The following is an 11,970-nucleotide window of genomic DNA, read 5'->3' as shown; positions in this document are numbered from 1 at the left end:
TAATCAGATTGCAGCGAGCTTCCTGTATTTCGGCCGCCCAGGAGATTTCACATGAAGCCTCTGGCTATTGCTCTCTTGATTGCCGCCGCTGGTCTGCTCGCTGCTGTGACCGGCATCCCGCGATCAGAATCGATCTCGACAATTGGGCGCGCTGGAGCATCAAGCGCGGCGACATTGCAAGACATGCCGGGGAACTCCGACAGGTTGCCGGTCGAGGACTTTGATGATCGGTCATTGGTCTTTCCGAGGGAAGCAAAGCGCTAAGCACAGGGTCGCGCACCAGACCTTCAGCCAGGGCGCGCAAAAAGTCCGTGTCTCAAAGAGCCTTCGAGGTCGATCGGTAGCCTGGTCGAGCGGCGAGGGCTATGGGCTCAGAAAAACAGCTTGGATGGGATAGCCGCTCCCCATAAGACCAAGCGATTGCAGTTCGCTTCGATGAGCGTCTATCTCCAGAATCGTCAGGAGAAGCGCCAGCACGACCGAGGTATAGATCAGGGATCGTGACGCTTTGGCGGGCGCGGCCTCATCGTGTGGCGGTATCGCATCGCGAAGTGATCGCCACATCGAGATGAAATGCAGATACGTCTTAGGTCGTATTTGCATGACGTCGCCCTCGACACTTCAATCGGAGATAGGATCAGGCTAGATCCGGTTCAAGCTGAGAGCAGCCACTGCGGCATTGAGTAGCGGGCGCTTTCTGTCATGCGTGCGCAGCACGGAAACCGAACAGCGGCTTCAATCGTTGACGCGACCGAAAGAACGCAGATATCCCGCATGAGCGCCGGTAACCGGCCGGATCTACTGTAAACCACAGATGAATTGGGTCCCGAGTCTCAGCACCAGTCTCCACATCGTTGCCGCCTTGCTGGCGATCCATTCATCGCCCGTGCAGGCGCAATTGACAGGTCACGGTGGACCCGTGCGGGCGATTGTGGTGTCCAGGGATGGCAACAGCGTTCTGTCGGGTAGCTTCGATACCGCCGCCATCCGGTGGTCGCTCAAGACCGAAGCCGCTGAGCAGGTCCTTCGATTTCACTCTGATGCGGTGAACGCGGTTGCCTTCCTGAAGGATGGGCAAATGGTGACCGCTGGTGCGGATGCGAAGGTAGCGATCTGGACGGTCGGCCGGCAGCAGCCGGATCGGGTTTTCGAGGGCCATACCGCGCCGATCGTTTCGCTTGCTGTCTCGCCGGATGGTGCAAGACTGGCCTCTGCCTCCTGGGACCATACGGTTCGCGTCTGGTCGCTTGGCGACGGCGCGCAGCAGGTGCTGGAAGGGCATGTGCAGAACGTCAACGGCGTCGCATTCACACTGGATGGTCGATCGCTGGTGAGCGTGGGTTACGATTGTGAGCTGAGGATCTGGCGGTTGGTGGGGGGCGCCCCAAGTGTCACGACACTGGCCTCGCCCCTCAACGTCGTGGCGGTGGCTCCGGATGGCGAGATCGTAACGGGTGGTGCCGACGGGAAACTACGCTTCCTGACGTCGGAGGGCCAGGAAAGCGGCGAGGTTCAGGCCGGCCAGACGCCGATCGTCGCGCTGGGGATATCTCCAGACGGCACGTCGGTCGCTGCTGCAGGAATTGGCGGTGGCGTGGCGATCATCGACCGAAAGGCGCGAAGCATCGCGCGAACGCTGGTCGATCCAGGTTCGCCGGTGTGGGCGGTCGCGTTCTTGCCTGATAGCGCAGCATTGCTGACGGGCGGCGCTGACGGCAAAATCCGACGCTGGAATGCGCTGACTGGCGAGCCCAAGGGCTCATCGTTGCAAGCCGCGCCGCGCGATCCGCTTGCCGCCTATGCAGGAGATCACGGCGCCGAGGTGTTCAGGGCGTGCGTTGCCTGTCACACCCTGTCCGAGAAGGACGTGCAACGCGCCGGCCCCACGCTTGCTGGCTTGTACGGCCGCAGGATCGCGTCCCTGCCTGGCTATCGCTTCTCCGACGCCCTGAAAGGGATGAACATCGTCTGGACGCCTGAAACCGTATCGAAATTGTTCGAACTCGGTCCAAACGCCTACACGCCCGGCACAAAAATGCCGGACCAGCGGATCGGATCGGCGGAGGATCGCAAGGCGCTCACGGATTTTCTGGGACGCGCGACGTCGAAATAACTCTTTGCGTCAATCGGCGGCGCGGATCTAAAACCCCGGCCGTTGCTCGACCGGAAGATCCGTCAAGTTCGGATGGTCCTTGAGTGAAGATGTGATGTCCATATTTGGATGGTTCGTTGAATAGCTGCTTTCGAGAGTCCGCGTTCTAGTCCTTGGTTTCCCGTTGGCGCAAATAATCGTCGGTTGTACGCGGCGGCGTTCGCTCCGGAACGCCCTTGAACGGATCGAACTCTTGCTCGCTCATGGCGATGACGCGGCAATCCGCACACATTCTGACCACGTCCAGTCGCTTGTCGCCTACCGGAAACATCCAGTGGCGTCCTTCGAGCTTTGCGGCAATCTTGTCGATCGTGCTTTTCACGCCGAAGGGCTTGCTGCAGCGGATGCAAAGCGCCGGCTCTTCTTCCTTGATGATCCGGGCGGCCGCTCTGGCTGCACCGAAATCGATCTGCGGCTTCAGTGTAATCACCTTTTCCGGGCAGGCGCTTTGGCATAATCCGCACTGCACGCAGGCGTCTTCGACGAATTTGAGCACGGGCCGTTCGGGATCGTCGCGAAGGGCGCCGGTGGGACAGACCGAGACGCAGGAGAGGCACAGGGTGCACCCATCCACATTGACGCTGATCGTTCCGAGCGGTGCGCCTTCAGGCAGAGCGATCACGTTGGTCGGCGCAGGTGCGACGCGGTGCAGTTCGTGAAGAGCGAAGCGAAGCAGGTCGCGCCGCTTGCCGACTGTTTTGAAGGTTGCGGGAATCTGCACGGCCGGTGCGGGCTCGATCGCCCGCAGCACCTCCGCCAGAACATCCGGATCGTCCGTTTCGATGGCTGAAACGCGCTGGCCGGAAAGTCCGAGCCCGGTAACAATCGTATTGGCCATCGCGATCATCTGAGAGAGACCGGTAAGGTCATGCAGCGGCTTTGCCCGCAGAAGAAGGCGGATCGCCGCCGCGCCATAGGCAAAAGATGCCGCGACGGCTTCCAGGCCAATCTGCGTCACCTCATTGACTGCGAACGGTAGTACATTGGCCGGAAGCCCATCGCCGTGACGAGCAAGCGCGTCGATCAGCGCAGTGCCATGTTGGTCATCGTGAAACAGTACAATGGCATTCGCACCACCGGCTTCCCGATAGGTCAGCAGCATGGCGCGCAATTTGTGCAGCAACGTATCCGCCGGCGGCAGAGCATAGGAGGCTGCGCCTGTCGGGCAGACCGCGGCACATAGGCCACACCCGCCGCAGACCTCCGCGTTGATCTTGACGTGATCGCCGTCCGGGGTGATTGCCCCGGTCGGACAAAGATCGATGCAGCGGTGGCAGCCCGTCTGCTTCGAGCGCGAATGGACGCAGATATCTGCGGTGAAATTGACGTATTTCGGTTTGTCGAAGCTGCCGACAAGGTCGCGGGCCTTGAGTACTGCGCGCAGCATAGCCGGCGGATCTCGCGGATCTGCCCGGAGATAACCGTCGCGCAAGTCGTGAGCGGGGAAAAGCGGCGCCCCGCCGGAAAGATCAAGGACGATGTCGCAGCGCGAGGTCAGGCCGCTGCGGGGAGCCTCGAAGACCAGTGTGTCGCGCGAGGAGGGGCGGGGCAAAGCGTAATCGTCGATTGCAAGCTCGAACGTCCCCAAATGGCCCTTGGCGTTGCGGACCGTTCCCTGGACGATCGGAAAAGATGTCGTTGCCGGGGGGATCAGCTGCGCCGGCTTTGTGAGCATGACCGTCACGTCGAGATGATCTGCAAGCAGTCGACCGGCTTCGACCGCAGCTTCGTCGCGGCCGTAGATCAGGATTACACCTTCGCTCGATAGGGTGACAAATGGGAAGGCAGGCGCAATCTCGGACGCAGATGCGAGCAGCGCTGCCATTTTGGGACCTGCCCTGGCCCCATCCACCGACCAGCCCGCCGTCTCGCGAAGATTGACGAATTCCAGCTTTCCGGAACGTTCCTTCGCCTCGTCGCCAAACAGCGGTGCCTCCTGCGTGCAGCCGACGATGAGGGAGCCTTCCGCCTTCGTGGCGTTGCGAAAATGATCAAGCTCGGCCCGACAAAGCTGGCGGAACTCGGCGATCTCGCTCTTGCGGCATCCTCGCCTAAGGGCGGCCGTATCGAGGCGCATCGTGTCCTCGCACGAGCAGATCAGGATCGTTTTCGGGGGATCGGTCATACGCAATCATCTACCTCCCGAAGAGGTCAGGGAACGATATTGAGCGGACTCGCGTCGCCTCCTCTGCTCGATTAAGTTATTCTCGCGCGTGGCGAAATGGAAGCTGGAGGTCAGACTGACATCAACAGCCCTCACCCGCTCGTCGGTCTCGGAGCCGATCAATCTGCCTCCGCCGTTCACGCTGGTGAGGCTGCGCGAAAGTCGTGACGCCTTCGCCCGCGCCATGGAGATTGCAGAAGAGAGCGGGGCAGGTACGCTGACCTATGTGGGACGGTTCGATCTCGCCGAGTTCGCGGTTGTGCTTGAGCCCGGGGAGTCCTTGCGCACCGCGCGCCGCGCTTTCTATGCGGGAATGGTGGCACTCACCGACGCCTTGCGTGCCTATGCGCCGCCGAACAAGGAGATCACGATCGACTGGCCGGGTGCAATCCGTGTTGACGGTGGTCTCGTTGGTGGCGGGCAGCTTGGCTGGCCCTCATCCGCGAAAGAAGGTGAGCCTCCGCGCTGGCTGGTATTCGGCGCCATGATCCGGACAGTTGCGATGACCGACCGGGAAGCCGGCCTGTATCCGCTTGCTTCCGCACTGGATCAGGAGGGCTTTGGCGAGGCAGGCGCTGTTCAGGTGACGGAAGGCTTTGCGCGGCATCTGATGCGCGCGCTCGACGCCTGGCAGACCGATGGTTTCGACGGCATTGCACGCGATTTCCTGAATAGGCTGGTGCGCGAGCGGAATACCTCTCGTGTGATCGCCGACAACGGTGATCTTCTGGAACGCCGGATCGGGACAGACAGGACCGACCGGCACGATTTGAGGAAGAGCTTGCTGTTGCCCTCGTGGCTCGATCCGAAGCTTGGAGGACCGCGTCTGTGAAGCTCCTGCGCACCATCGCGCTCGACCCCTCCGATACGTTCGTGTTCGACGTGCCGGCGGAGCCGGGCGATTGGGCGGTGTCGGGCGCGTTCCGCTTTTGCGATCGCGATCCGGCGAAGCTGATCGGCAAGGATCGTTCGGCGTTCCGCAGCGGCTTTCTCGGAGTGCGGTCCTGGGGCTGGTCGACGTTGGTGCAAATCGTCCGCGCCACCGAGGACGATCGGCGGGCGGTGGTAGAGCTCCTTGCAAGGCAGCTGGTCGAACGGTTCGGGGCTCCGGATCTCGCTGCTGCGCGACTTGCCGCAGAAGAGGAGGTTGCCTTTGCGCAATCGCTCTGCACGCATCCCCTCAGCGCGCTGATCGCGGTCCACCGTGCCGCGAGCGATGGCGAGATCCGCGAGTCATTCCGCAGATTGCAACTGCGCGAGGGTCAGCGTCATGGCAAGGCGTTCTCGTTCATGGAAGTGGAGGATGACGCCGAGACCGACAGCACGCTCAACCCCGCGAAGGTGAGTGAGGAGCAGTGGCGCCGATGAAGGAGTTTTGGACCGCCTGCGGCTATCACCTGCTCGATCACAACGCGGGCGGCGGGCTCGTGGTCACGGATGAGTTCTTGAAGGCCTATTTGGCACGTCCGGAGCTGATGCCGCCAGACAATGCATGCGTGGTCGAACGCAGGCTGCACCAGCAACTGCTCGTAGACCCGCGCCGGATAGTCGCTGCAGAGGAGGTGGCCGCGATTGCCGATGCGGATGCACGAGAGAACTGGCAATTCGTGCTGGCATTTCGCCAGCTCCTCATGCGTGAGCCTACGCTGGAAGCGGCGTACCTTGCACTGGTTCGTTCGGGATCCATCAACTTGCCGCCGCTATTTGTGAACCAACTGGTGCAGGTGATCCTGCGAAACGCGCTTGATGGCTGTGAGGACCCGTTCGTGCTGCGCGCATCCGAATTGTTCTTTCGGCCACAGCGTATAGTGCCGCACGAACATTCGCTGCTGTTGGGAGACGAGGAAGTTGGCCGCTGGGAAAGCCCGACGCCGGTGTTGTCGCTGATATCCTTGTTGGGGGGCGCGACCAGCGCCGAGCTTGACGTATTAAGCGAGGCTAATGCCGACAGCTACTGGAGGCGCAGCGATCGGTTCGATCTTGCGCTCGATTTCAGCGTCGGAACGCGGGGGCCGACTGAACTGGCAGGGGCCATGAGGCGCTGGATTTCACATTTGCTCGGAGTTGACGTCGTTATTGAACCGCTCACCGGCCTGCGCGATGCGGAGCTCACCTGGTATGTTGGACTCGATGCTGACGGCACGCGAATAGGTGACTGGCTTTGGCATGGAGAGACGCTCGATGACCGAACAATGGCACGCGTGCTTGCGTTGTTCCGTGTGACTTTCGCCGATGCCGGTCTGGTCGTCGATGCCGCAGGGCGCGAGCCGGTCTACCTGATCCTTGCAATGACCTCCGATCGGCTAGTGCGGATGAAGCCGCAAAATCTGTTGACGGGACTGCCGATCAAACATCTGGAGGCTGCTACGTGAGCCCCGCCGCTCTGCCGCTGTTGCGTATTCCGGTCGGTGTCGTGGTCGAGCGCCGGCGAGCGGATTCCCCATGGATCGATTTTGTCTGGCGTGGCATCGGAGTGCTGCCGGATGAGCCGGAGATGACGCCGTGGACCATCATACGGGAGGAGGAGGGAACGACGCTCTTTTACGCGGGGAGTGCGACGGTCGATCTCTATCGTTCGGAAACAGCGCGCTATCGCGACAATCTTGCCACGGGGGCTCCCAGTATCTGGGTCGTATTGATCCCTTCCGAGGGCACCTGGCCCTATGCGGTCGGCGCCGTCACGGCGGATCCAGCAGAGGGGGAGGCATTCACGGAGGCAGGCGCCAATCTGGTCGAAGCCGTTCCAATGCCTGAGGCGCTGCATCGGGCGATTGAAAACTTCATTGCCGAGCACCACGTCGAGGTGGAGTTCGTCAAGCGCGAGCGGGGCCGTGCCAATCCGGAGGCGCTCGCGCGGCGTCACCACGAAGGTGGGCACGAATGAGCGACGAGCGGTTTTTGGCGCGCTGGTCGCGTCGTAAGCAGGAGGCGGCCGGTCGCGCTGAACCGGCGTCAGAAAAAACTGCCGAGGCGGTTGGAACGGCGACGTCAGAGCCTGCCGCGGCAGAGCGGGGCGCGCCTGAGATGGAACTTTCGAACTTGCCCCCCATTGGTTCGATTGATGCTGCTACAGATGTCACGGCTTTTCTGCGCCAAGGCATTCCGCAGGAGTTGTGCCGGGCGGCGCTTCGTCGTGCCTGGAGCGCCGATCCTGCTATCCGTGATTTCGTGGGATTGGCGGAAAACGCCTGGGACTTCAATGATCCGAACGCGATGGCTGGTTTCGGTCCGCTTGACTATTCCGCTGAACAGGTTGACGCACTCGTCCGCCGCATTGTGGGTGGCGTCGCGGAGGCCGCTGAGACGGTTCCCAATGCGCCGGCAGAGCGTGCCCAAGACGCTGCACAGTCGGCTTCCGCCGACGCCCGTGTCACTCAACTATCAGATCCAGCGAAGGCGATCACGAAACCTCGACTGTTCGACGAGTCCGCAGCCCGAGAGTTGCCGTCAAATTCTGCTGCATCGCAACCCGCAGCCGCGAGTGATGCGACTGAAGAGACTCCTCTTCCGCGCCGCACACATGGCGGAGCGTTGCCTCGCTAGACTGCGACTAAATGGGATAGCCTCAAGCTATGGCTGTTAGTTGACCGCTCCCGACCCGCGCCGTAATCTTTTCTCGTATGCAAACGCAAATCAAGCGCTTGGCTCCTAGGATGGGAGGGCAGCGTGCGCGATGCGGGCCTTGAACGTGCCATCGATGCGGCAGGCGGCGTTGCCGAGCTTGCCCGAAAAATCGGTATTGCCCAACCCTCGGTGTCGAACTGGAACCGGGTGCCCGCGCAGCGTGTGATTGCGGTCGAACGCGCAACTGGCGTGTTGCGCATGGTGCTTCGTCCCGATCTCTATAGCGAGCCTACTGTGACGGACAACGTGGTTGATCCGATCGATGGCGGACGCGCACAGGAATACGCGCTGCTCGCAACCTTGCTCTCGTCGGCGCCATCGGCTGCATTGCTCGAACAAATCGCGCAATTGAACGGTGATACGACGGCGCTTGGTGGCGCCCACGCGGCCCTTGCAGATGCTGCATCGATTGCGGTCGCAGGCGAGGTCGAGCGAGAATATTTCGATTTGTTCGTCGGTCTCGGCCGTGGTGAATTGCTGCCTTACGCCTCCTATTACCTGACAGGATTTCTCAACGAACGCCCATTGTCCCGTTTGCGAGATGATCTCGCCGCACTCGGCATCGAGCGGGTCGAGAGCAATTGTGAGCCCGAGGATCACGCGGCGACGCTGTGCGAAATCATGGCGGGTCTTGCAGCTGCGCGCTTCCACGTATCGCCGGAAGCGCAGCGCGCCTTCTTCGACAAACATGTGTCCCACTGGATGGGGCGCTTGTTTGCCGATCTGGAGAAGGCGGAAAACGCGAAATTCTACCGGTCGGTCGGGATGCTTGGACGAGTGTTTCTGGCAATAGAATCCGAGGCTTTCACCTTCGCCAACTGACCGGCGCCGCTGGTCCGGGAGAGATGCGATGAGAGACGAGAAGAAATCGACAGCCGGCCGACGCGACTTCCTTCGCAAGGTCGGCATCGGCACGGTCGGCGCGGGAGTGACGCTGGCAACACCCTTGATGACGCCGGCGCAAGCCGACAGCGAGACCGACCAGGAGAAACGCAAGGCGCGCTACAAGGAAACTGAACATGTGAAAACCTATTACCGCGTCAATCGTTATCCCAGTTGAGGGAGGCGGCCGTGCTGATCAAGAGAACACAACAGCGTTCCCAAATCGCTTCACGCGGATCAATTGCGGCAGGCATGTCCGGGCAAACCAATGATCTCGACCGTCGCACATTCCTGCGCCGATCGGGCCTTGCCGGTGGCGCGCTGGCTGCGTTAGGCACGCTGCCGCTTGCCGGCGTACGCAAGGCGAAAGCTGCAGCTGCAGGTCCCCTCACATCTGGGGCGACCGTTCGCAAGAGCATTTGCACGCATTGCGCGGTCGGATGCACCGTGACCGCGGAGGTTCTGAACGGGGTTTGGATCGGCCAGGAGCCGAGCTGGGAGTCCCCGATCAATCGTGGATCGCATTGTGCCAAGGGCGCGTCCGTGCGCGAGCTCGTGCACAGCGAACGCCGGCTCCGCTATCCGATGAAGCTGGTTGGCGGACAGTGGACGCGCGTCTCATGGGACACGGCGATCAACGAGATCGGCGACAAGCTGCTCGAAATTCGCCAGAAGTCGGGGCCGGATTCGGTTTACTGGCTCGGATCGGCCAAAATGACGAATGAGGGCTCCTATCTGTTCCGTAAACTCGGCGCATTCTGGGGCACCAACAACACCGACCATCAAGCACGCATCTGCCATTCGACAACCGTCACGGGCGTGGCCAACACCTGGGGCTACGGTGCGATGACCAACAGCTTCAACGACATTCGCAATGCCAAGACCCAGATCATCATGGGCGGCAATCCAGCCGAGGCGCACCCGGTATCGCTTCAGCATCTGCTCGAGGGCAAGGAGCTTCAAAAGGCCAACTTTGTCGTCATTGATCCGCGCCTGACGCGTACCGCGGCCCATGCTACCGAATATGTGCGCATGCGGCCCGGTACTGATATCCCGGTCCTCTACGGCATGATGTGGCACATCCTCCAGAACGGGTGGGAGGACAAGGAGTTCATCAAGCAGCGTGTCTACGGTTTCGATGATCTCCGCAAGGAAGTGGAGAAGTGGAATCCGGAAGAGGTCGAGCGCGTCAGCGGCGTTCCCGGCGAGCAGCTCAAGCGCGTCGCGAAGATGCTTGCCACCGAGAAGCCGGCAACACTGATCTGGGCCATGGGACAGACCCAGAAGACCGTCGGCACGGCCAACGTGCGGGCGAGTTGCATCGCGCTGCTGCTGACAGGCAACGTCGGTGCGCCCGGCACGGGCGCCAACATCTTCCGCGGCCATGACAATGTGCAAGGCGCGACTGACGTCGGGCTCGATATCGTCACGCTGCCATTCTACTACGGCCTCGCTGAGGGCGCCTGGAAGCATTGGGCGCGGGTTTGGGAAGTGGACTACGAGTTCCTGCAGTCGCGCTTCGACTCCAAGCAGATCATGGAAACCCCAGGCATCCCGCTCACCCGCTGGTTCGAAGCGGTGACACTGCCCAAGGATCAGGTCGCGCAGAAGGACAATGTGCGAGCCGTGTTCGTGCAGGGACACGCCAGCAACAGCATCACGCGCATCCCCGAATCCCTGAAGGGGCTGAAGGCGCTCGAGCTGCTCGTGATCGCCGACCCGCATCCGACCACCTGGGCTTCGCTCGCGGTGGAGGCGGGACGCAGGGATGGCCTCTACATTCTCCCGGTCAGCACGCAATTCGAATGCAAGGGTTCGCGCGTCGCCTCGAACCGCTCGCTGCAATGGGGCGAGCAGATCGTCAAGCCGGTGTTCGAATCGAAGGATGACCTCGAAGTCACCTATCTGATGGCGAAGAAGTTCGGCTTCGCCGACAAGATGTTCAAGAACATCAAAGTGGAAAACGATTTGCCGGAGGCCGAGGATATCCTGCGCGAGATGAACCGCGGCAGCTGGTCGACCGGTTACTGCGGCCAATCGCCCGAGCGCCTCAAGGCGCACATGAAGAACCAGGCCAAGTTCGACTTTCTGAGCATGCGTGCGCCCAAGGACGATCCGGAAGTCGGCGGCGACTATTACGGCCTGCCTTGGCCCTGCTGGGGTAAGCCCGAAGTGCGCCATCCCGGCACGCCGCTGCTCTACAACACCAATCTCCACGTGATGGATGGCGGTGGTACGTTCAGACCGCGCTTCGGGCTCGAGCGCGAGGAGAAGCTTCCTGATGGTACGACGCGGAAGGTCAGCCTGCTTGCAGACGGATCCTATTCCAAGGGGTCGGCAATCCAGGACGGCTATCCGGAGTTCACGCTCGCGAGTTTGAAGAAGCTCGGCTGGGACACCGATCTGACGGCAGAGGAAATGGCTACGATCAACCGGGTCAATCCCGCCAATCCCGATGCGGTGTCTTGGTCGCTCGACCTGTCGGGCGGCATCCAGCGGGTGGCGCTGATGCACGGCTGCGTTCCTTACGGCAACGGCAAGGCGCGCATGAATGCATTCGGACTACCGGATCCAATTCCCGTGCACCGCGAACCGATCTACACGCCACGCGTGGATCTGGTCTCGAAATATCCGACACTGCCGGACGCCAAGCAGTTCCGCATGCCCAACATCGGTTTCTCCGTGCAGAAGGCGGCGGTCGAGAAGGGCATCGCGAAGCAATTCCCGCTCGTCCTCTCCTCGGGTCGTCTTGTCGAATATGAGGGCGGCGGCGAAGAGACGCGCACCAATCCGTGGCTTGCCGAACTGCAGCAGGACATGTTCATCGAGATCAACCCTGGCGATGCCGCCGACCGCGGCATCAAGGACGGCGGCTGGGTCTGGGTGACGGGCGCCGAGAGCAATTCCAAGGCCAGGATGAAGGCGCTCGTTACCGAGCGCGTCGGCAAGGGCGTCGCCTGGATGCCCTTCCACTTCGGCGGCTGGTATGCAGGCCGGGATCTCCGTGACAACTATCCGAAGGGCACCGATCCGATCGTGCTCGGTGAAAGCGCGAACACGATCACCACCTACGGGTACGATCCGGCGACTGGCATGCAGGAGCCCAAAGTCACTCTCTGCCAGATCGCAGCGGCATAAGGAGCAACGA

11 protein-coding genes are annotated in these 11,970 nt (G+C 61.6%); 10 read left to right on the top strand and 1 reads right to left on the bottom strand.

Translation table 11 applies throughout. The features are described from left to right. Window positions 1-51 precede the first annotated feature (51 nt). Together AC630_RS09385 and AC630_RS09375 are read left to right on the top strand one after the other, a co-directional pair. The gene (locus AC630_RS09385; protein ID WP_074118200.1) at window positions 52-264 is read left to right on the top strand and encodes a hypothetical protein; all 213 of its coding nucleotides are present in this window, start codon (window positions 52-54) and stop codon (window positions 262-264) included. 550 nt (window positions 265-814) lie between these two features. After that, entirely contained in the window at window positions 815-2,113 is a 1,299-nt protein-coding gene (locus tag AC630_RS09375; protein ID WP_074118197.1) for a c-type cytochrome, read from the top strand. 145 nt (window positions 2,114-2,258) lie between these two features. On the opposite strand, the gene AC630_RS09370 is transcribed toward AC630_RS09375, so the two are convergent. Then, a complete protein-coding gene (locus AC630_RS09370) occupies window positions 2,259-4,229 on the bottom strand; it encodes a 4Fe-4S binding protein (protein ID WP_074118283.1) in 1,971 nt (656 codons plus the stop codon). A 211-nt stretch (window positions 4,230-4,440) separates the two neighbouring features. On the opposite strand from AC630_RS09370, the gene AC630_RS09365 reads away from it, so the two are divergent. From AC630_RS09365 to AC630_RS45330, 8 genes are all read left to right on the top strand, one after another. After that, window positions 4,441-5,148 carry a biotin/lipoate--protein ligase family protein gene (locus AC630_RS09365; RefSeq protein WP_074118285.1) on the top strand — a complete coding sequence of 236 codons (708 nt, stop codon included), beginning with the start codon at window positions 4,441-4,443 and terminating at the stop codon, window positions 5,146-5,148. Further along, the gene (locus AC630_RS09360; protein ID WP_074118195.1) at window positions 5,145-5,684 is read left to right on the top strand and encodes a DUF6505 family protein; all 540 of its coding nucleotides are present in this window, start codon (window positions 5,145-5,147) and stop codon (window positions 5,682-5,684) included. Before AC630_RS09365 ends, AC630_RS09360 begins: the two co-directional genes overlap by 4 nt. After that, on the top strand, window positions 5,681-6,688 hold the full coding sequence (locus AC630_RS09355) for a DUF6352 family protein (protein WP_074118193.1): 1,008 nt from the start codon (window positions 5,681-5,683) through the stop codon (window positions 6,686-6,688). The genes AC630_RS09360 and AC630_RS09355 overlap by 4 nt, the downstream gene beginning before the upstream one ends. After that, window positions 6,685-7,200, top strand: a complete 516-nt coding sequence (locus AC630_RS09350; RefSeq protein WP_074118191.1) for a DUF3305 domain-containing protein — start codon at window positions 6,685-6,687, stop codon at window positions 7,198-7,200. Before AC630_RS09355 ends, AC630_RS09350 begins: the two co-directional genes overlap by 4 nt. Further along, window positions 7,197-7,859, top strand: coding sequence for a DUF3306 domain-containing protein (locus AC630_RS09345; RefSeq protein ID WP_074118190.1), 663 nt, complete (start codon window positions 7,197-7,199; stop codon window positions 7,857-7,859). Before AC630_RS09350 ends, AC630_RS09345 begins: the two co-directional genes overlap by 4 nt. A gap of 123 nt (window positions 7,860-7,982) precedes the next feature. Further along, complete coding sequence (locus AC630_RS09340) at window positions 7,983-8,762, top strand: Cro/CI family transcriptional regulator (RefSeq protein ID WP_074118188.1); 780 nt, start codon at window positions 7,983-7,985, stop codon at window positions 8,760-8,762. 28 nt (window positions 8,763-8,790) lie between these two features. Continuing rightward, window positions 8,791-9,000 (top strand): twin-arginine translocation signal domain-containing protein, encoded by a 210-nt coding sequence (locus AC630_RS09335; RefSeq protein WP_074118186.1) that lies wholly within the window; start codon window positions 8,791-8,793, stop codon window positions 8,998-9,000. An 11-nt stretch (window positions 9,001-9,011) separates the two neighbouring features. Continuing rightward, window positions 9,012-11,960 (top strand): formate dehydrogenase subunit alpha, encoded by a 2,949-nt coding sequence (locus AC630_RS45330; RefSeq protein ID WP_074118282.1) that lies wholly within the window; start codon window positions 9,012-9,014, stop codon window positions 11,958-11,960. The last annotated feature ends 10 nt before the right edge of the window (window positions 11,961-11,970 follow it).

Origin of the sequence: Bradyrhizobium sp. AS23.2, from assembly GCF_001908185.1 — a bacterium.
In the GTDB taxonomy this organism is placed as follows: domain Bacteria; phylum Pseudomonadota; class Alphaproteobacteria; order Rhizobiales; family Xanthobacteraceae; genus Bradyrhizobium.
The sequence above is the reverse complement of the archived record's forward strand: the minus strand, read 5'-3'. Positions and strand labels throughout refer to the sequence as shown.